Annotated in this window: 13 protein-coding genes, 1 tRNA gene and 2 rRNA genes; 13 read left to right on the top strand and 3 right to left on the bottom strand. The window is 42.1% G+C overall.

The window, feature by feature from the left end:
- Positions 1-31: 31 nt before the first annotated feature.
- The 13 genes from rsmC to C9J46_RS10885 all read left to right on the top strand — a co-directional run bounded on the left by rsmC (position 32) and on the right by C9J46_RS10885 (position 20,587).
- A complete protein-coding gene (gene rsmC / locus C9J46_RS10825; RefSeq protein WP_107287486.1) occupies positions 32-1,054 on the top strand; it encodes a 16S rRNA (guanine(1207)-N(2))-methyltransferase RsmC in 1,023 nt (340 codons plus the stop codon).
- 298 nt (positions 1,055-1,352) lie between these two features.
- Entirely contained in the window at positions 1,353-4,739 is a 3,387-nt protein-coding gene (locus C9J46_RS10830; protein ID WP_233217742.1) for a response regulator, read from the top strand.
- 781 nt (positions 4,740-5,520) lie between these two features.
- The gene (locus C9J46_RS10835; RefSeq protein WP_107208595.1) at positions 5,521-7,197 is read left to right on the top strand and encodes an ABC transporter substrate-binding protein; all 1,677 of its coding nucleotides are present in this window, start codon (positions 5,521-5,523) and stop codon (positions 7,195-7,197) included.
- Positions 7,198-7,345: 148 nt separating this feature from the next.
- Positions 7,346-8,332, top strand: a complete 987-nt coding sequence (locus tag C9J46_RS10840) for an ABC transporter permease (protein WP_107208596.1) — start codon at positions 7,346-7,348, stop codon at positions 8,330-8,332.
- 2 nt (positions 8,333-8,334) lie between these two features.
- Positions 8,335-9,378 (top strand): ABC transporter permease, encoded by a 1,044-nt coding sequence (locus C9J46_RS10845; RefSeq protein WP_107246750.1) that lies wholly within the window; start codon positions 8,335-8,337, stop codon positions 9,376-9,378.
- Complete coding sequence (locus C9J46_RS10850) at positions 9,378-10,349, top strand: ABC transporter ATP-binding protein (protein ID WP_045130276.1); 972 nt, start codon at positions 9,378-9,380, stop codon at positions 10,347-10,349. Before C9J46_RS10845 ends, C9J46_RS10850 begins: the two co-directional genes overlap by 1 nt.
- A 30-nt stretch (positions 10,350-10,379) precedes the next feature.
- The gene (locus tag C9J46_RS10855) at positions 10,380-11,375 is read left to right on the top strand and encodes an ABC transporter ATP-binding protein (protein WP_005369743.1); all 996 of its coding nucleotides are present in this window, start codon (positions 10,380-10,382) and stop codon (positions 11,373-11,375) included.
- Positions 11,376-11,485: 110 nt separating this feature from the next.
- Positions 11,486-13,222, top strand: a complete 1,737-nt coding sequence (locus tag C9J46_RS10860) for a glycoside hydrolase family 9 protein (protein WP_107246752.1) — start codon at positions 11,486-11,488, stop codon at positions 13,220-13,222.
- A complete protein-coding gene (locus tag C9J46_RS10865) occupies positions 13,215-14,099 on the top strand; it encodes an N-acetylglucosamine kinase (RefSeq protein WP_107260550.1) in 885 nt (294 codons plus the stop codon). Before C9J46_RS10860 ends, C9J46_RS10865 begins: the two co-directional genes overlap by 8 nt.
- Positions 14,100-14,108: 9 nt before the next feature.
- Entirely contained in the window at positions 14,109-16,037 is a 1,929-nt protein-coding gene (locus C9J46_RS10870) for a beta-N-acetylhexosaminidase (protein ID WP_107287487.1), read from the top strand.
- 41 nt (positions 16,038-16,078) lie between these two features.
- Entirely contained in the window at positions 16,079-18,484 is a 2,406-nt protein-coding gene (locus tag C9J46_RS10875) for a GH36-type glycosyl hydrolase domain-containing protein (RefSeq protein WP_107246755.1), read from the top strand.
- A gap of 62 nt (positions 18,485-18,546) precedes the next feature.
- Positions 18,547-19,959: a phosphoglucomutase/phosphomannomutase family protein gene (locus tag C9J46_RS10880; protein ID WP_107208602.1), complete on the top strand. Its 1,413-nt coding sequence runs from the start codon at positions 18,547-18,549 to the stop codon at positions 19,957-19,959.
- Positions 19,960-20,200: 241 nt separating this feature from the next.
- Positions 20,201-20,587, top strand: coding sequence for a hypothetical protein (locus C9J46_RS10885; RefSeq protein ID WP_107246756.1), 387 nt, complete (start codon positions 20,201-20,203; stop codon positions 20,585-20,587).
- Positions 20,588-20,989: 402 nt separating this feature from the next.
- Here the strand turns inward: C9J46_RS10885 and C9J46_RS10890 are convergent.
- From C9J46_RS10890 to rrf (C9J46_RS10900), 3 genes are all read right to left on the bottom strand, one after another.
- A tRNA-Asp gene (locus tag C9J46_RS10890) sits at positions 20,990-21,066 on the bottom strand.
- Positions 21,067-21,099: 33 nt separating this feature from the next.
- Positions 21,100-21,215, bottom strand: a 5S ribosomal RNA gene (gene rrf / locus C9J46_RS10895).
- A gap of 47 nt (positions 21,216-21,262) precedes the next feature.
- A 5S ribosomal RNA gene (gene rrf / locus C9J46_RS10900) occupies positions 21,263-21,378 on the bottom strand.
- Between the last annotated feature and the right edge of the window lies 1 nt (position 21,379).

Below are 21,379 nucleotides of genomic sequence, written 5' to 3' on the forward strand. Positions count from 1 at the left end.
AATTTATGATGTCTACATTGAGGCCAGTTACATGTCTTATTGCGCCGCGAGCCAGGTTGTTGCTCGTCAATCTGAGTTTTTTGAAAACCGTAAAGTCCTTATCGCTGGCGAATTAAGTGATACCTTCGCATCAGAGCTATCTCAAATCGCTCAAACGGTATCGGTATTTACCACAAACTATGGCTTCTACTCAGATATTGAACGTTTTAATAATGTAAGTAGTTACTTCGGTGCTGAATTAACAGAAACATTAGATATCGATATGATCCTGCTTTACTGGCCTAAAGCAAAAGCAGAAGCTGATTACTTGTTAACCATGCTACTGAATAAGTTCGGTACTGGCGTTGAAATTTGTATCGTTGGTGAAAACCGCTCAGGGGTTCGCAGTGCAGAAAAGCTCTTTGCAGAATATGGCCCACTGAACAAATATGATTCGGCACGTCGCTGCAGTTTTTACTGGGGACGTTGTGATAACACGCCAAAAGCCTTTAATTTATCAGATTGGTTCCGTAGTTATCCTATCGATATTGCAGGCGTACAACTTACTGTTCGCTCTTTACCTGGCGTATTTAGCCATGGTGAGTTTGATAAAGGCTCAGAATTACTGCTTAACAATCTGCCTAAATTACACGGCAAAGTATTAGATTTTGGCTGTGGTGCTGGTGTGATTGGCGCGGTGATGAAAGCTAAATACCCCACTATTGATTTAGAGCTGTGTGATATCAGTGCGTTAGCCATTGAATCGGCAAAAGAAACATTTAAGGTCAATAACCTTGAAGCGAGTAAGTTCACCGCTACCGATGTCTATAAGACGTTAACGGGCCCATACCAGTTCTTGATCAGCAACCCACCGTTCCATGCTGGGTTAAAAACGTTTTATGCCGCAACTGAGCTATTTATCAATGATGCGCCGCAATACCTTAGCCATAACGGTCAACTCGTCATTGTCGCCAACAGCTTCTTACAATATCCGCCATTAATTGAAGCAAGCCTTGGTGAGTGCAACATTACGGCAAAAACAAATAAATTTAATATTTACGCCGCAACTAAATAACCGTTAATTTATTTTAACGGAACATTTATCTAAAGAGGGACATTGTTGTCCCTTTTTTATAATCAAAACTCCGTCAAAACCGTTAATTCTGTGTTTTACAACACGCTTCATTATCGCTGTACTTGATCACTTCAAATAAGTCAGTATAAGCAGTATTATATTAATATATATGGACTTAGTGATTTCTAACGAACGGAAAAATTGTCAAAAACGTTACTTTTAAAACGTTTTATAATTTAACGTTAGTCACTGTTCCTCAATCCAAATCGAACGATAATCATTTTATTCAGGCACCGGAATGCAGAATACCAAACGATTTAAACGTCTCCAACATACGCTAATGTTGGCCTTTATTGTGCTTAGCATCACACCTTTGGTTTTATCTGCCCTATATTTTCTAAACTCTCATACCAAAGATCTTGCTGAACAAAGTATCAATCACTTAGCTTCTTTACGTGATAATAAGCAAAAGCAGCTTTATAGCTTTTTCGCAGCGAAAGAATCTGAGGTGAAGAGTTTCGCTCGCTCTGAATTATCGAATAACAGTGGCGGTCGTTTTTATGGCTTAGTCGGTGCTTACCATCAACTCGGTGACATAACACAGCAACTTGCATCTCAAGGACATGCTCATTATTTCTCGCAAACCCTTACCCAAAAAAATGAGTCCCATAATAAAACGACTTATGTAGGACATGAGCGCTATCGTTTGATGTATAAGCGCTACAACGCTGTTTATAAAGAGTATTTAAAACGCTCTGACTTCAAAGATATCATGTTAGTTGATCGTTCAGGCAACGTGGTTTACTCCGTTCACAATCACCAGTTGTTTGGCGTCAATTTACTTACCAACGCCCTAGCATCGCCAGCTTTAAAACAAACCTTTGAAGCGATTACTGCAAAAACCAAACAAAGTCAGGCTAAACCTGATCAAGTACCGGTTACTTTTACCGATTTTAGTCAATCTGCAAACACAGACGACACAACCGCATGGTTCGCCGCCCCGATCATTCAGCAAGGCTATTTGCACAGTTACGTCTTTATGGAGTTAAGTAATAAAGCGATTTCTGAGCTTATTCAAGACCTTGGTAATAATGCGAACTACGTTCAAACTTTATTGATTGGTCAAGATCACAAACTGCGTTTCGCGGCAGAAACAGGGGTTCCCACAACGTTAAAAAGTGAAAGTATCAGGGAAGCACTGGCTGGCAAATCAGGCGTGGGTAGCTTTAAAAACTACGATAACATTTCAGTATTGAGTGCCTTTTCACCACTCGATATCCTTAACAATAAATGGGCACTAGTCGTTGAACTACCCGAAAAAGAAGCCTTTGCTCGTATTACTGAATTAGAAAAAATATTTGGTGTGGCAATGATCAGCGCGATTATTTTGGTGATCTTTGCCTCTCACTTATTGTCTAATTCAATTACCGCCCCCTTACTGCGGTTAACCTGGGCGGCAGAAAAAGCCTCTGGTGGCGATTTAGACCAAGTCATCGAAGGTACTGAACGTAGTGATGAAATTGGTCGTCTGGCGATAAGCTTTTCACGTATGCAGCGCTCTATTCGCGAAAAAATAGGTTTAATTAAAACTCAAAATGACGAATTAGAACAAAGCCTTAAGATTATCAAGCAGAAAAACAATGAGCTACAGACAGCAGATAAACTTAAAGATGAATTCCTTGCAACCACATCTCATGAATTACGCACCCCACTTCATGGCATGGTGGGCATTGCAGAATCTTTACTTGCTGGAGCGAATGGACCCGTAAAAGATTCTCAACGTCGTCAGTTAGAAATGATCATCAATAGTGGACAACGTTTAACTAACCTTGTCGATGATTTGCTGGATTATCACAAAATGCGTTATGGCGATTTAGATATCCATCGCCATGCGATTGATCTGTCAGCCGCGGTGAGATTAGTACTGGAGCTTTCTAGTCACTTGCTTGGTAACAAACCGGTAAGGATCATTAATCAAATTCCTGCAGATTTGCCACTCGTTGATGCCGATGAGCAACGTTTAGAACAAGTACTTTATAACCTTGTCGGTAACGCGATTAAGTACACATCTGAAGGTAAGATCATTATCTCTGCCACAGTATTAGAACAGCAATTACGTGTACAAGTCGTCGATACGGGGCAAGGTATTCCAAGTGAGCAGCTAGAGCATATTTTTGAGCCCCTCATTCAAGCAAACTCAAATTCGACCAACTACCGACAAGGCGCAGGTCTAGGTTTATCAATTAGTCGTCAACTTATTGAATTAATGGGCGGGCGCTTATATGTAAGTAGTCAGCCTATGATTGGCACTACCTTTAGCTTTACCTTAAACCTTGCAACCAAAGAGCAGATCAATGCGATATCTAATGACTCTATACTTCAGCACTTCCAAGTACCGGCATTAGATTCCAGAAGTTGTGAAAGCACCAATTTACCTGAAAACCCTGAAGGTGATCTTATTCTCGTGGTTGATGATGAACCCGTAAACCTTCAGATTTTAAATAATTTTCTCCGACTTGCTGGCTATCGAGTAAAAACAGCAGAGAGCGGTCATCAGGCATTAGATATTGTCCAACAACAACGTCCAGATCTGATCTTACTCGATATTATGATGCCGGAGATGAGTGGCTACGAAGTCTGCACCCTATTAAGAAAGCAATACTCGATTTTTGAATTACCAATAATGATGTTGTCTGCATTAGGGCAAATTCAAGACCGCATCAAAGGCTTTGAGTGTGGGGCTAATGACTACTTAACTAAACCTTTTAATAAAGAAGAGTTAATTGCTCGTATTCAAGCTTACCTGCAAGCCAGTAAGACTGAACATGAAAAGCAAAAGAACCAAAGCTTACAGCAAGAAATTTATCGTCGAGAGCAAGTAGAAATCAGCCTAATAGAAGCACAAAGCCGCTTGCTAGGGCTTCTTGACACGACCAGTGAAGCAATTATCTGTGTACAAAGTGAAGGTCGTATTCGCTATGTTAATAGTGCCGCTGGTAAGTTATTTAAACGCTCACCAGAGCAACTTGAGCGCCATACTATTTCGGATATTATCGCCACAGAGCTACCGATAGGTATTAACGACAGCCACCATTACAATGGCAAGTTGAGCTTCGTTATAAATGATGAGATCCAAACATTATCAACCGACATTATTAACCTTCCTGAAGAATCAGGACTTAAACAAATGTTTGTTTTTGATAACCAAGGTCCTTCGGCAGATCATCGTATAGGCTTACTAGAAAATGCCGTTGATATGTTGTCAGAGTTTGCTTTTAACGGCGACAAGAATAACTTACAGCAACTCAGAGAGCTTGGTGGTGAATTCACACGCTTGGCTGATAAGCTGGATGGTAGCGGACAAAATAAAGGGGATATTATTCGTCAACTTATGGTTGAGTCGATGACGATGACGCTTTCATTATGGGAAAATGACGCCAAGAAAACCAAATTTGAATTAGCAGAGGAAAGTGGATTGTGGCGAGTGTATCTTGATCGCAGCACCTTACAAACACGTACTCTTGATAAATATCTACATATCGATACGTTACCCAAGACCCCACGTTGGCGTACAGTGCTCAACACCATGGATTACGTTCTAGAGCGCTGTACTCAAACAACAGTAGAGCGCCAACATGTAGTGGCAATGCGAGACAAACTACACCATACAATTAGTACCAGCTAATTAAGTCTTATTACATCCTAAATATCAAGGCTCTTACGGGAGCCTTTTTTATGCCAGTAAAATACAAACGTCAAACCATCCTTCTTATTATCTCTTTAGCATTACATCCATAAGTAAATATTCACGTCAGAAGAGCCTCACCTAGCAGCATAACGATATGGCCTTTCTTACGAAAATTTACTCTTATTCACCAGATGAAACTGTTATTTTTAACAAGAAAATATCACATTAAAAACCATAAAAATGACATCAGTCACACTCTATATTTTGGCTATTTTTAAAGCAATTTAAGCTATTTAAGCTCCATAATGATAGAAGAGGGAATTAGTTTTTGTTTATGAGAAGCGAATCACAACAAACATTGACGATAAATTTTACACACGGAAATAACGACTCAAAAAACACACATTACATAAAAAAAACCAAACGAAAACAATAAAAGCAAATAAAAACAACAAGTTAAGATTAGACCAATTCAAAGCATTATTTCACCACCGATAGATACAAATGTGATGTAACACACATTTAACATCTACTCAACAGTAACAACAAAACCTAAAATTAACGTTTTTGACGTTGTTATTGGTTATTTTGACAATTTTGACGGGAAGCTTGATTGACGATTTATCCATTACAGCGAATATTTAACGCACTGAGAGCTTACAAGGCCATTCACCGGTTCAGCGTTACTCAGTTCCGATGAAGTAAGTTCAAGGGCTCCAATGATGGAGCAAACTTTAATTTCCATTAAGTGAAACAGAGCAAAGAGTAAGGAACAGCTATGCTTGCCAATATTAACAAAACTAAGTTAGCACTTGCCGTTGTTGCAGCAGCAACCGCTTTTACAGCACCAGTAGCGTCTGCAGCAGAGAAAAGCCAGCTAACAGTCGTACCAGACTTTTACCCTACAATGGTACGTAACTTTAACCCATTCCTAGCTACAAACCTTCGTACTACGACTGAATTCGTTTACGAGCCATTGGTTGTTTTCAACCAAATGAAAGGTAACGAGCCAGTAATGCGTTTGGCGAAAGACTACTACATGTCTGACGACCTAATGCAAGTAACGTTCGAAATCCGTGATGGCGTTAAGTGGTCTGACGGTAAAGCGTTTTCTGCTGATGATGTAGTTTATTCTTTTGACCTACTTAAGAAGAATCCAGAACTAGATCAACGTGGTATCAACAAGTGGGTTAAATCAGTTAAGCAAGACGGTAACAAGGTTATCTTCGATCTAACTGAAGCGAACTCGAACGTTCCTTTCGAAATTTCTTTCGTACCAGTAGTGCCTAAGCACATCTGGAGCAAAGTTGAAAACCCAACAACTTTCACTAACGAAAATCCAGTAGGTACAGGTCCGTTTACTGAGATTGATACATTCACTCCTCAGCTATACGTTCAATGTCGTAATCCTAACTACTGGGATAACGACAACCTAGAAGTTGACTGTCTACGTGTTCCTCAGATCGCGAACAACGATCAGTTGCTAACAAAGATCATTAACTCTGAGCTAGATTGGACTTCATCGTTCATTCCAGACATCGACAGCACTTACGCTGCGGCAAACCCAAATCACAAATACTGGTACCCAGCTGCGGGCACTCAGTCATTCATGTTGAACTTCAAGTCGCCAAAAGATGGTAACAAAGAAGCGATCAACAATGTTGATTTCCGTCGTGCGTTCTCAATGGCTATCGACCGTCAAACAATCATCGACATCGCATTCTACGGTGCAGGTATGCCGAACGATTACGCATCGGGCTTAGGTGATGGTTTCAAAACTTGGTCAGATGAAGCGGTACACAACAAGTACAAAGCATTTAACACATACAATGTGAAAGGTGCTAAAGAGCTACTAGCGAAAGCAGGCTTTAAAGATACTGATGGCGACGGTTTCGTAGAAACACCAACAGGTAAGAAGATCGAACTTACAGTTCAGTCTCCAAACGGTTGGACTGACTTCAACAACACTGTACAGCTAGGTGTAGAGCAGCTTCAAGAAGCGGGAATTAACGCGAAAGCAAGTACACCTGACTTCGCTGTTTACAACGAAGCGATGCTAAACGGTACTTACGATGTAGCTTACACAAACTACTTCCACGGTGCTGATCCACACCTATACTGGGATAGCGCGTACAACTCACGCCTACAATCTGGTGAAGGTATGCCTCGTTTTGCAATGCACTACTTCAAGAATGCAGAGCTAGACTCGCTACTAGACAGCTTCTACAAAACAGCTAACAAAGATGAGCAGTTGAAGATTGCTCATAGCATCCAGAAAATCATTGCTGAAAATCAAATCACGATTCCAGTGATGTCTGGTGCAAACAACTTCCAATACAACGAAACTCGCTTCACTGGTTGGTGGAATGAGAAGAACCCTCAAGGCCGTCCAATGGTATGGGCTGGTGTTCCTGAGCGTCTACTTCAAGTACTGGATCTAAAACCAAAAGCATAATATCTGCTTAATATTTGCGGTGCACGCCTTGTGCACCGCCTCTTCCCCTCAATCCTTTCTTCTATAAAAGGTATGGCGCCTTGCGTCAGGGGGTTTTACGTCCTGAATTCAGCTCAGGAAGGCAAGCTGGATGTGTAAGGTGTGAGTTATGGGATTTTTTCTACGTCGTTTATCGTTTTATTTTATCGCGCTGATTTTCGCGGCAACGCTAAACTTTATTCTTCCGCGTGCAATGCCTGGTGACCCAGTTACCATGATGTTCGCGAACGCAACCGCACAGGTAACCCCTGAGCGTATTGAAGCCATGAAAAAGCTATTAGGCTTTGTTGATGGTCCAATATATGAACAATACTTTTCTTACCTAGCTAACGTGTTTACGTGGAACCTAGGTACCTCAATCAAATTTTATCCACTATCAGTTAATGAACTGTTAGGTGGCGCTGTAGGCTGGTCACTATTTTTAGCTGGCTCAGCTGTAATGCTTTCTTTCTGTATTGGCTCTGTACTAGGTATTTTTGCGGCATGGAAACGCGGCAGTACTTATGATGCATTCATTTCACCAGGTATGTTGGTTATTCAAGCAGTTCCACCGGTTGTAATTGCAATGCTTGTGATGTTCACCTTTGCTATCGGCTTGCGTTGGTTCCCTACAGGCAATGCATATACGCCGGGCGTTATTCCTGACTGGTCAAGCTGGGCTTTCTACAAAGACGTGCTTTACCACGCAGCACTACCACTATTCTGTGCCACAGTCATTCAAATCGGCGGTTTCTTGATCAATATGCGTAATAACATGATCAACCTGCTAAACGAAGATTACATCACAATGGCAAAAGGTAAGGGCTTAAGTGAAAACCGTGTGGTATTTAACTACGCAGCACGTAACGCAATGCTACCAAGTGTAACAGCACTTTCTATGGCCCTAGGTATGGCGATTGGTGGTCAGTTAATTGTCGAAATCATCTTTAACTACCCAGGTCTTGGTACCGTAATGCTTAATGCTATCCACTCACGTGATTACCAAGTTCTTCAAGGTCAGTTACTTATTATGACTATGTTCATGCTGTTCTTTAACTTCATGGCCGACATCCTGATCGTTGTGCTAGATCCTCGCCTACGTAAAGGAGGCAAATAATTATGAAAGCCTTATTTAAATTATTATCTGGTAACCCTAAGGCTATGTTTGGCCTTAGCATCATCACTATTTTTATTCTAGGGGCTATTTTTGCTCCGCTGATTACACAGTTTTCACCAGACAAACGAACAGGAAAACCTCATGAGTACCCTGCGTTTGTAGTAAAAGCAGCACAAGATAATCCAGACGGTTGGATCGCTGAAAACTTAGCTGATAACAAGCGTCGTCTATTAATGTCCAAAGATGCAGAGCACCTACTAGGCACATCTCGTATGGGTCGTGATATCTGGTCTCAGCTAGTATATGGCGCGCGTACTTCACTAGCGGTAGGTTTTGGTGCAGGTTTAATGGTGTGTTTCCTAGCAACCATCATTGGTATTTCAGCAGGTTATTTTGGCGGTAAAGTCGATGAAGTCTTAACCGCTGCGATGAATATCATGTTAGTTCTACCGCAGCTCCCCTTACTGTTTGTTATCGCAGCCTTTATTGGTCAAACAGGTCCAATGACCATTGCGGTGGTTATTGCCATGACCTCCTGGGCATGGGGCGCACGTGTTGTCCGAGCGCAAACCTTATCACTGCGTGAAAAGGAATTTGTAAAAGCAGCAGAAGTATTAGGTGAATCCTCATGGCGTATTATCTTTGTTGAGATTCTACCGAACCTAATCTCAATCGTTGGTGCAAGCTTCATCGGCTCGGTAATGCTTGCCATCATGACTGAAGCAACACTGTCATTCTTAGGCTTAGGTGACCCGAACTCAGTAAGCTGGGGTGTGATGCTGTACAACGTACAAACATCATCTTCAATGTTAGTTGGCGCTTGGTGGGAGCTATTAGCACCATGTATTGCACTAACACTGATTGCTATCGGTCTTGCGATGCTTAACTTTGCTGTTGATGAAATTGCCAACCCGCAGTTACGTTCACACAAAGGCATGCGCCGCTGGAAAAACTTAGCAAAAGAAAATGCTAAGAATGCAAAAGAAGAAAAAGAAGCAAACGCTGTGGACGCTCCTCAGCCAGCCCTACAAGGGGGAGATAAATAATGACCAATCCACAAATCTCAATTCGTAACTTGTGTGTTGATTACATTACAGATGCCGGTGATGTTCGCGCAGTAAATAATGTCAGCTTTGACATTGGTAAAGGTGAGATATTCGGTCTTGCAGGTGAATCAGGCTGTGGTAAATCCACTGTTGCCTTCTCACTGATGCGTCTGCATAAGCCGCCAGCATTCATTACCGGTGGTGAAGTAATTTTTGAAGGCCATGGTGACATTTTAAAGAAATCGGATATGGCAATGTCAGCCTTCCGTTGGAGCGAAATGTCGATGGTGTTCCAAAGTGCAATGAACGCTTTGAACCCTGTATTAACCATGGAAGAGCAATTTTGTGACGTAATCATGCGCCACACTAATATGTCTCGTCAGCAAGCAGTTCGCCGTGCTGAAGGCCTATTAGAAATCGTTGATATCCACCCTAGCCGTTTACGTGATTACCCTCACCAGTTTTCTGGTGGTATGCGTCAACGTTTGGTCATCGCGATTGCTCTTGCGCTAAATCCTAAGATGATCATCATGGATGAACCAACAACAGCACTTGATGTTGTGGTTCAACGTGAAATTCTACAAAAGATTTACGCATTAAAAGAAGAATTTGGTTTCTCAATCCTATTCATCACTCATGACTTGTCATTAATGGTCGAGTTCTCTGACCGTATCGGCATCATGTATTCAGGTGAATTAATTGAAGTTGCCCCTTCTAAGCAAATTCTAGAAACACCGTTCCACCCATATACTGAGGGCTTGGGTAGCTCATTCCCTCCTCTAACTGGTCCAAAAACAAAGTTAACAGGTATTCCTGGTAACCCATTGAACTTACTAGAAGTACCACAAGGTTGTCGTTTCCAAGCACGTTGTAGCAAAACAACCGATGCTTGTTTTAAAACACCAACCCAGCTGACACAAATTGAACCAGGACGTTTATCAAACTGCCACCTATTCACTAAACGTGGTTAATAAAATAATAGGCAGTATTTAGGAGGCATTATGAGCAAACCTGTCGGAAATCCAATTATTGAAGGTAAAAATCTAATTAAAGATTTTTCCGTTAACAGTAATTCATTAAAGAAATCAAAGATGCGTGCAATCAACGACGTGTCTTTCAAAATGTACAAAAGTCGTGGTCTTTCAGTTGTTGGTGAATCAGGTTCTGGTAAATCAACGACTGCGAAAATGATTGCAAAAATGTACGCGCCAACAGATGGCACAATTGAATATTTTGGTCGTGATATCCAGTCAATCACTAAACATGATGACTTAATGAATTACCGCCAAGGTGTGCAAATGGTATGGCAAGACCCATTCGGTTCTTTAAACCCTACTCATACTATTTTCCACCATATTGCTCGTCCGTTACTGATCCACAACAAAGTGAAGTCAGGCAATAAAAAAGAGCTAGAAGAAACGGTTTACAACCTACTAGAACAAGTTGGCTTGATCCCACCAAAGGAGACAGCTGCGAAATTCCCCCACCAGCTGTCTGGCGGTCAACGTCAACGTGTTAACTTAGCGCGTAACATTGCGGTGGGTGCTGAAGTCGTACTTGCTGATGAGCCAACCTCAATGCTCGATGTTTCTATCCGTGCAGGTGTACTAAACCTGATGGAAGAAATGAAGTTTGAACGTGAGATGGCACTACTATACATCACCCACGATATCGCAACAGCACGTTACATTGCTGAAGATCTAGCGGTTATGTACGTTGGTCACATGGTTGAATGGGGCGATACGGAAGAGATCATTCACGATCCACAACACCCGTATACCCAATTACTTGTATCAGCAGTTCCAGATCCAAGTAAGTCTATTCATGAAAAACTAAAAGGTAATAAAGGCGAGATCCCGCTATGGACGCCAGAAAGCGCGGGTTGCCCATTTGCAGGTCGCTGTACTCACGTTACCGATAAGTGCCGTGAAAAACTTCCAGGTGTGACTCAATTATCTGACAATCACTTTGTACGTTGTTACTTATACGAAAATTAATAATAGCTCGTTACTAAAAACGACTTATCTGCGTTATTGGTCGCCTTAGCTGTTAAATGGTGGTTTCACAATGCTGAAACCACCTTTATTTGGCGACACTAGGAGGATCCATGCAGCTGTTAACTAACCATCTGGGCTATGAGCGTTTCAACGTAAAACACGCTTTATTACAAACCAACTCTCAGACTTTAACCGGTACTGCAGAACTTGTTTGTAACCAGACGAACACCACTATCATGCAGCTGCCATTACATGCCTATGACAACATAGCACAATGGCATACCGGTAATATTTACCTTATTGATTTCTCTTCTTGCCAACAACTTGGTGAGTTCCGTATTCGCTACGCAAACAGCGAATCAACTGTTTTTACCATTGCTGAAGGTGTGTTAATGCAACAAACCTTTAGTGATGTTCTGCACTACTTTAAATCTCAACGTTGCAGCGGTATTTTCGATCAAGCTGATAAAAATGCAGCTGTACTCAATTCAGATCAAACCGTAGACGTTCACGGTGGTTGGTATGATGCATCAGGTGATGTAAGTAAATACCTAAGCCATTTATCTTTTAGTAATTTTTTAAATCCACAACAAACCCCAATGATTGTGTGGAACATGCTAAAAGCCTATGAAGAGTTAGATCAGCAAGACGATATTGCAGACTTTACTCGTGTACGTTTACTTGAAGAAGCCACTTTCGGTGCCGATTTCTTACTGCGCATGCAACACGCGCAGGGCTATTTCTATATGACGGTATTCGACAAATGGAGCAAATCCCCGCAACAACGTGACATTTGTGCTTATTCAACTCAAGAAGGCATCAAGTCAGACGATTATCAAGCCGGCTTCCGTCAAGGTGGTGGGGTTACCATTGCAGCATTAGCAGCGCTTTCTCGTATTGCTCAACTAGAATCAAGCACTCGCTTAGGAGCGTTTACTGGCATCGAGACCGAGCGATACCTTCAAGCGGCTGAACTTGGCTATTGGCATTTAAAACAACACAATACTGAATACTTAAACGATAGTACGGAAAATATTATAGATGAGTATTGTGCCTTATTAGCCGCCGTTGAGTTATTCCGTAGTACTTCCCAAGATCGCTATTTAGTAGAAATGCGTGAGTGGGCTACACGTTTGGCTAAGCGTCAAATGTCAGATGAGAATATTGAATATTTCTGGTCTGCGACTGAAAACGGCGAACGTCCTTATTTCCATGCCGCTGAAGCAGGCCTTCCTGCCATTGCTCTGATGCAATATTTAAGTGCAGAAACGGATCCCAATTTCAAAAAGCCAATTGAACAAGTGTTATGTAACGCGCTTAATTTTGAGTTAGCGATTACAAAAGAAGTGAATAACCCATTTCACTACCCTCGCCAATACACTAAAGCTGTCGATGGTGAAAAGAAAACGGCTTTCTTTGTTGCCCATAACAATGAGTCAGGTTACTGGTGGCAAGGCGAAAATGCACGTCTCGCGTCATTAGCAACCATGGCTTTTATGGCACAGAACTATGTTCAAGATCCAACATTACGTCAAGGCTTAATGCAATTTGGTCAACGCTCACTTGACTGGATAGTTGGTTTAAACCCGTATGACATGTGTATGTTAGATGGTCATGGTCATAATAACCCAAATTACTTACCTCACTTAGGATTCAGTAACGCCAAAGGCGGTGTTTGTAACGGCATCACATCTGGCTTTGAAAACGAAGAAGACATCGCATTCAACCCTAATGGTCAAAAAGACGATATGCTGCAAAACTGGCGCTGGGGTGAACAATGGATCCCACATGGTGGCTGGTACTTACTTGCAATTACGATGCAATTTAAGGAGCGTTGTCATGGCTGATATTCGTTACTTAGTGGGCGTTGACGGCGGTGGTACATCTTGCCGTGCACGCATCTGTGATCTCGATGGTAATACTTTAGGTGAAGCAAAAACGGGTAGTGCGAATATTCTATTAGGCAGTAGCGTTGCTATGGCATCGATCAATGATGCGATAGCAACTGCGGCCAGCCAAGCAAATCTTAATAATAGCCATTTTCGTTATATGTCAGTAGGCCTAGCACTCGCAGGCGCTGAACAACAAGAGGCTTGGTATAACTTCATGAAACAGCCTCATCCTTACGGTGCCATAACATTAAATACCGATGCGTATGGTGCTTGTTTAGGTGCTTGGGGAGGTAAAGATGGCGCGATATTAATTGCTGGTACTGGCTCTTGTGGGATCTTATTAAAAGATGGTCAACAGCATGTGGTTGGCGGTCGTGAATTCCCGATTTCAGATCAAGGCGGCGGTGCTGTTATGGGTCTGCGTTTGATTCAACAAGTACTATTAAGTGTTGATGGTATTGTTGAACAAACACCGCTTGCTCGCTCTGTACTCACATATTTTAATCATGATATCGACAATATCGTATTGTGGTCAAAAGCAGCGCGCCCTTGTGATTATGGTCAATTTTCACCGAGCATTTTTGCCCATGCAGCACAAGGCGATAAACTCGCGATAGATATGCTATCGCAAACAGCGCGAGATATAGAAATGTGGATGAATGCATTAGTTGTGCGTGGCGCTGACAAAATTTGCCTCATGGGCAGCATTGCAGAACGTATTCATGCATGGTTAGTACCACCTATGCAGCAACGTATAGCAACACCACAAGGTGATGCTATGGATGGCGCGATTGCTATGGCACGTAGTAATCACGATTTATATAAACTTTAAGGGGGAATGATGAGTTACCGCCTTGATTTAACTGTAATCGATAAAAAAGAAAACGAATCTCGTTTTGCATTAAGCTTACATAATTTAACCGATACTCCACTACAAAATTGGTCATTACATTTTTTGTTTAATCGTTTCGTTAGAGCCGAGACGTTAAGCAAAGGCGCTATCAGCCAAACGGGGAGTTACTGTACATTAACAGCCACGGACAATTTACCTGCAAATGGTCTTTTTTATACCGAGTTCACGGTCGGTACTGCACCATTTACGCTTTATGACGACGGTATTTTAGATGCATTTATCTCATTAGCATCAACCGCTGAGTACATTAAGCCGTTAAAAGTCGACATCAGTACTATCAATCTTGATCAACCTGCTGTTGAACGCTACAACACACCGCTACCCGTTAAAGCGGCTGATATTGCTTTGATCCCTAAACCTAGCAAGATAACGCAACTACAGGGCTCTTTTCATATAAATCAACATACTGCCATTTCAACACCACCCACATTAGCGCAAGGTGCAGTAAATTGGTTACAAGCAGAACTCAATACCTTATTGAATGAACACGTGCCGGTTAATCAGCAAGGCAACATTCATTATACTGTAAATAAAGACCTTGTAGATGAAGGCTATCGCTTACTCGTTGAAAACGATAACGTCTGGATCCAAGCTAATTCAGCATCTGGTTTTGTCTACGCAACTTCAAGTTTACTTCAATTAATACCAAGTAAACCATCGCATCAAGCTGATAGCACTTACCAGATCCCAATGGTAGATATTAATGATAAACCGCATTTTGGTTATCGCGGTATGATGCTCGATTGTGGTCGCCACTTTCACCCTGTTGAGCGTATAAAACATCTTATCGATCAATTAGCACGCTACAAATTTAATACGTTTCATTGGCATTTAACCGATGACGAAGGCTGGCGCGTTGAAATTGATGCCTACCCTGAACTCACCTGTATCGGTGCTTGGCGTGGTCCAAATGAAGTGATCGCTCCACAATTTAGCCACATTGCTCAGCGCTATGGTGGATTTTATTCAAAACAAGAAATTCGTGATGTCATTGCGTATGCCGCTGATCGTGGGATCATGATCATTCCGGAAATAGATATCCCTGGCCACTGTCGTGCTGCTATTTTATCACTCCCTGATTTGTTGATTGATCCAGATGATAAATCTGTTTATCGCAGCATTCAAAACTATAACGACAACATCTTATCGCCTGCACTAAAAGGCACTTACAGCTTTATTAGCAATGTACTTTCGGAAATATGCGATCTATTCCCCGCACCTTTCGTTCATATTGGTGCAGATGAAGTCCCTGTCGGTGTTTGGACAGATAGCCCTGCTTGCCAAAAATTCATGGCAGAGCATGACTATCACGATCCCAAAGAACTGCAAGGGCACCTATTACGTTTTGCCGAAGAAGTACTAGAAGGTAAAGGTAAGCGCATGATGGGTTGGGAAGAAGCAACCCATGGTGAGAAGGTCAGTAAAAATACCATCATCTTCTCATGGCAAAGTGAACAGGCTGGATTGGAATGTATCCAAAAAGGCTACGACATTGTGATGCAGCCAGCACAAGCGACGTACTTAGATTTAGCTCAAGGCTACTCGGCAGATGAAGCAGGTGTTGATTGGGCTGGAAAGTTACCCCTCGATAAAGTTTACAATTATTACCCACTCAGTGATCTCGCCGAGGAAAACTCTGAGCGGCAGCACATTTTAGGCATTCAAACCGCCCTTTGGTCAGAATTAGTAAATAACCAAAGCCGATTTGAATATATGATTTACCCCCGCTTACTGGCAGTCTCGGAGATTTGCTGGAGCGACCCTAAATATCGTAACTGGGATGACTTCAAAGCACGTTTAAAAGGTCAACTTAGCTACCTGGACAAGGCAGGTATTAATTACCGCCACTGTGAATAACCACGCACAGTAGAGTGAAATTTTTTAAGGATTAAAAAGCAATGAAATACGGTTATTTTGACAACGACAACAGAGAATATGTTATCACTCGTCCTGATGTCCCAGCACCATGGACAAATTACTTAGGTACAGAGAAATTCTGTACAGTAATTTCACAAAACGCAGGTGGTTACTCATTCTACAAATCTCCAGAGTACAATCGCGTAACTAAATTCCGTCCTAATGCGACATTTGATCGCCCAGGACACTACGTATACCTTCGTGATGATGCGACAGGTGATTACTGGTCAATTTCATGGCAACCAGTAGCAAAAAGCCTAGATGAAGCAACCTACGAAGTGCGTCACGGTTTGTCTTACTCTAAGTTCAAATGTGATTACAACGGCATTGAAGCAACCAAAACATTATTCGTACCTAAAGGCGAAGATGCTGAGGTTTGGGATGTTGTGATTAAAAATACGACAGATGAAGTACGTACTATCAGTGCATTCTCATTTGTTGAATTCTCTTTTAGCCACATTCAATCTGATAACCAAAACCATCAGATGAGCCTGTACTCAGCAGGTACGTCTTATGAAGACGGCGTGATTGAATATGATCTTTACTACAACACCAATGAGAAAGAAGGTTTCTACTACCTAGCTTCGACATTTGATCCTGATAGCTATGATGGTCAACGTGACACTTTCATTGGTGCTTACCGTGATGAAGCTAACCCTATTGCGGTTGAAAAAGGACGTTGTTCTAACCACGTACAAACCTGTTACAACCACTGTGGCTCACTACACAAGCAATTCACTATCCAACCGGGTGAAGAAGTACGCTTTAGCTACATCCTAGGTGTCGGTAAAAACGAAGGTCAACGCCTACGTCAAAAATACCAAGATGTCGCTGCCGTCGATGCTGCATTTGCTGAAATTAAAGAACACTGGAACAGTCGTTGTAACAAGTTCAAGGTGACATCACCGAACGAAGGCCTAGATACCATGATCAACGCATGGACTCTATACCAAGCTGAAACATGTGTGGTTTGGTCACGCTTCGCATCATTTATCGAAGTGGGCGGTCGTACTGGTCTTGGCTACCGTGATACCGCACAAGATGCAATCTCTGTTCCTCACTCAAACCCAGAGATGACTCGTAAGCGTCTTGTTGACTTACTACGTGGTCAAGTAAAAGCGGGTTACGGCCTACACCTATTTGATCCAGATTGGTTCGATCCAGACATGGCTGATGTTGAGCCATCAAAATCACCAACAGTTGTTCCAACCCCAAGTGATGCAGATAAGATCCACGGTATCGAAGATACCTGTTCTGATGACCACCTATGGCTAGTACCAACAATCTGTAAGTACGTAACAGAAACAGGTGAAGAGAGCTTCATTGACGAAGTGATCCCATACGCTGATGGCGGTGATGCATCTGTTTATGATCACATGAAAGCCGCACTCGATTTCTCAGCAGAATACGTAGGCCGAACCGGTATCTGTAAAGGTCTTCGTGCAGACTGGAATGACTGTCTAAACCTTGGTGGCGGTGAGTCAGCAATGGTGTCATTCCTTCACTTCTGGGCATTACAAGAATTCATCGAGCTTGCTAAGCATCAAGGTAAAGACGCAGATGTTGCTAAATACACTGAAATGGCAGCAAACGTACGTGAAGCGTGTGAACAACACCTATGGGATGACGAAGGTGGCTGGTACATCCGTGGTCTAACAAAAGACGGTGACAAGATCGGTACAGCGCAACAAACTGAAGGTCGTATTCACTTAGAGTCAAATACTCTAGCTGTGCTTTCTGGTATGGCATCACAAGATCGTGGTGAGAAAGCAATGGATGCCGTTGATGAAAACCTATTCTCTGAATACGGTCTACACCTAAATGCACCATCATTCGCAACCCCTAATGATGATATCGGTTTCGTTACGCGCGTATATCAAGGCGTGAAAGAAAACGGTGCAATCTTCTCGCATCCAAACCCATGGGCATGGGTGGCTGAAGCGAAACTAGGTCGTGGTGATCGTGCAATGAAGTTCTACGATGCACTTAACCCATACAACCAAAACGACATCATTGAAAAACGTATTGCAGAACCTTACTCATACGTTCAGTTCATCATGGGACGTGATCACCAAGATCACGGTCGTGCAAACCACCCATGGTTAACAGGTACATCTGGTTGGGCATATTTTGCCGTGACTAACTTTATTCTAGGTGTACAAACAGGCTTTGCAGGTCTAACTGTTAATCCTTGTATTCCAACAAGCTGGCCTGGTTTTGAAGTGACTCGTGAATGGCGTGGCGCGACTTACAACATTAAAGTTGAAAACCCAAATGGGGTAAGTAAAGGCGTTAAATCTATTACGCTAAACGGTGAAACAGTCGAAGGCGCAATTGCTCCTCAAGCTGAAGGCACAACCAATACTGTTACAGTAGTAATGGGCTAAAACGGTTAGGGAGGTGTATTCACCTCCCTCTTTTTATTTGAGAGAGAAATAGGAGTTCCTCCATGATTCAGTTTGGAACAGGTGGATGGCGTGCCTTCATTGGTGAAGAGTTTACTCAAGCAAATGTACGCTTAGTAGCTCAAGCCCTTGCTAACATCATGATCAAAGAGTCAGTCACTGAAAATGGTTTCATTATTGGTTACGACCGTCGTTTTCTATCCGATAAAGCCGCAACGTGGTTTGCTGAAGTTTTAGCGGGTAACAACATCAAATGTAGCTTCATCGATAAGTTCGTACCAACCCCTGTTGTGATGTTTAAAGCTAAACAAACAGGTGCGACATATTCAGCTTGTATTACTGCGTCACACAATCCAGCAGATTACAACGGCATCAAAGTCTTCATTGAAGGCGGTCGTGATGCGGATGAAATCATTACTCAAAAGATTGAACAACAAATCGCAGTGTTAACCGATGCGGATGTAAAACGTGTTGACTTTGAACAAGCACAAAACGATAAGTTAGTTGAAATCATCAATCCAATGAACGAGTTCGTTGATTCAATTATTGATTTCATCGATATGGAAGCGATTAAAAAAGCGAATCTTCGCGTTCTTATCGATCCTATGTTTGGAGTGGCAAAAAATGCCCTGCAAACGGTCCTGATCAGTGCTCGCTGTGATGTTGACGTGATCAACGATAGTGAAAACCCTGGTTTTGGTGGTTTAATGCCATCGCCGAGTGCTGCAACGCTTTACCGTTTAAAGCATCTTGTCGCTCACGAAGGTTATGACATCGGTATTGGTACTGATGGCGATGCTGACCGTTTAGGTATTATTGATGAGAAAGGTAACTTTATTCACCCGAATGAAGTACTACTTCTACTTTATTACTACATGCTTGAATATAAAGGCTGGAAAGGATCGGTAGTACGTAATATCGCAACCACCCACCTTTTAGATAAAGTTGCAGAAGCTTATGGTGAGAAATCATTTGAAGTGCCAGTAGGCTTTAAGCACATTAGCTCACAAATGGAAGCTGATGATTCTCTCATTGGTGGAGAAAGCTCAGGTGGTTTAACAATCCGTGGTCATATCAAAGGTAAAGATGGTGTATTTGCATCAAGCTTACTGGTCGAAATGATCAGCGTGACAGGTAAGAAGTTGTCTGAATTACTTGATGAAATTTATGGGCGCTTTGGCTATGCCTACACAGCAGAAGGCGATTGTACCTTTAAACCTGCTGAACGTGAGCGTCTGTACAACAAGATCTATGTAGAAAAAGCATTGCCTGATTTTGACTATGAAATCGAAAAAGTAAGCTATGCCGATGGCGCTAAAGTTTACTTTAAAAATGGCGGTTGGGCGATTGCACGTTTCTCTGGTACTGAGCCATTACTCCGTATCTTTGTTGAAATGGAAGATCAACCACAGGCAGAAGCAGTACTTGCTCAATTAAAAGCATTCCTTTCTGTTTAAAAAACATAGCTGTTGTTTTAGCAGATCACACCGCTGATCTTTGCTAGAGGGTAACCATTCAGTTACCCTTTTCTTTTATATTTTGCCATTCTATTTACCTCCATATAAAAATTTGATATCGAGCCCATTTACAGTAATAACCCCATCTAAAAATAAAAATAGATAGCCCAATCACATAAAAATATCGATTTGAGGTCCATGATTAGAAGGCGTTAAATTTATCGCACTCAAGGAAATCGGTATGAAAAAGATTATCTTTAGTATCATAGCTATTGTTCTAGCTATACTTTTCACCGAACATTTCCACTCATTTACAGTGGGTTTTAGCCTTGCCATTGTCGCGGTAGGAATAAGCTATTTCATTGCTTATCAGGCAATTCGCCAACCTCAATATGTCATGAGCTACCTTGTACTTGCTGTACTGACAAAATTAGTTATCACTATCAGTGGCGTTATTTGGGTCTTTTCTAACAACGTTATTCATTCACCAATCACTTTCTTAGTGGCTTATACTGTTTTTTCAGCTCTCATTACCTACCTAGCATCACGTTACCGTGCATATCGTCGTGATCGTAGTGATAATCAACAAAAGGAGATATTACATACAGGTCTCTATGAACAAATTTAAGGCATAACATTGAAATAAGAGCAAGGAGGTAAATATAACCAACAACGATAGTATTACCAACGCTCAGAGCTTCACTTATTAAAGCTCAGATAAAGTAGGAAAGGAGGTCTCACATCATCTTAACTATTTTCAATGACAACTAAGTAAAACCAAAGCCCTGTGACTTCAAGCAGGGCTTTTTCATTAATAGATAATTAATATATTTACTCGACGAAAAAGCCCCGCTATGACTAGCGAGGTTTCTTTAGAAGTGGCCGAGCGGACGCGACCCCGGTCTGACAGGCCGCTAAGATCTCCAATAAAGAGGCTAACCAACTGAACTGCCAACTCACTCAAATAAATTTAACTCATATATTCAAAATGTAAAAAAGCCCCAGTCTTTCGACTAGGGCTTAATATAAGTGGCGGAGCGGACGGGACTCGAACCCGCGACCCCCGGCGTGACAGGCCGGTATTCTAACCAACTGAACTACCGCTCCGCAGCGTGTCTATTCAGCATAATGCAATTTAGAACTTAGCAATGTCCTACTCTCACATGGGGAGACCCCACACTACCATCGGCGCTACAACATTTCACTTCTGAGTTCGGCATGGGATCAGGTGGTTCTGCTGCGCTATGGTTGCTAAGTAAATTCTTTAGCGTTCTTGTTATAACAACAAAAACTAAAATTTGAAGCCTGGCGATGTCCTACTCTCACATGGGGAGACCCCACACTACCATCGGCGCTATTACGTTTCACTACTGAGTTCGGCATGGGATCAGGTGGGTCCATAACGCTATGGTCGCCAAGC

The organism is Photobacterium sp. GB-36 (assembly GCF_003026135.1).
Classification (GTDB): domain Bacteria; phylum Pseudomonadota; class Gammaproteobacteria; order Enterobacterales; family Vibrionaceae; genus Photobacterium.

Excerpts from the sequence above, each read along its gene's own strand:
- rsmC (WP_107287486.1), top strand. The coding sequence starts at position 32 with ATGTCTTATTGCGCCGCGAGCCAGGTTGTTGCTCGTCAATCTGAGTTT.
- C9J46_RS10830 (WP_233217742.1), top strand. The coding sequence starts at position 1,353 with ATGCAGAATACCAAACGATTTAAACGTCTCCAACATACGCTAATGTTG.
- C9J46_RS10835 (WP_107208595.1), top strand. The coding sequence starts at position 5,521 with ATGCTTGCCAATATTAACAAAACTAAGTTAGCACTTGCCGTTGTTGCA.
- C9J46_RS10840 (WP_107208596.1), top strand. The coding sequence starts at position 7,346 with ATGGGATTTTTTCTACGTCGTTTATCGTTTTATTTTATCGCGCTGATT.
- C9J46_RS10845 (WP_107246750.1), top strand. The coding sequence starts at position 8,335 with ATGAAAGCCTTATTTAAATTATTATCTGGTAACCCTAAGGCTATGTTT.
- C9J46_RS10850 (WP_045130276.1), top strand. The coding sequence starts at position 9,378 with ATGACCAATCCACAAATCTCAATTCGTAACTTGTGTGTTGATTACATT.
- C9J46_RS10855 (WP_005369743.1), top strand. The coding sequence starts at position 10,380 with ATGAGCAAACCTGTCGGAAATCCAATTATTGAAGGTAAAAATCTAATT.
- C9J46_RS10860 (WP_107246752.1), top strand. The coding sequence starts at position 11,486 with ATGCAGCTGTTAACTAACCATCTGGGCTATGAGCGTTTCAACGTAAAA.
- C9J46_RS10865 (WP_107260550.1), top strand. The coding sequence starts at position 13,215 with ATGGCTGATATTCGTTACTTAGTGGGCGTTGACGGCGGTGGTACATCT.
- C9J46_RS10870 (WP_107287487.1), top strand. The coding sequence starts at position 14,109 with ATGAGTTACCGCCTTGATTTAACTGTAATCGATAAAAAAGAAAACGAA.
- C9J46_RS10875 (WP_107246755.1), top strand. The coding sequence starts at position 16,079 with ATGAAATACGGTTATTTTGACAACGACAACAGAGAATATGTTATCACT.
- C9J46_RS10880 (WP_107208602.1), top strand. The coding sequence starts at position 18,547 with ATGATTCAGTTTGGAACAGGTGGATGGCGTGCCTTCATTGGTGAAGAG.
- C9J46_RS10885 (WP_107246756.1), top strand. The coding sequence starts at position 20,201 with ATGAAAAAGATTATCTTTAGTATCATAGCTATTGTTCTAGCTATACTT.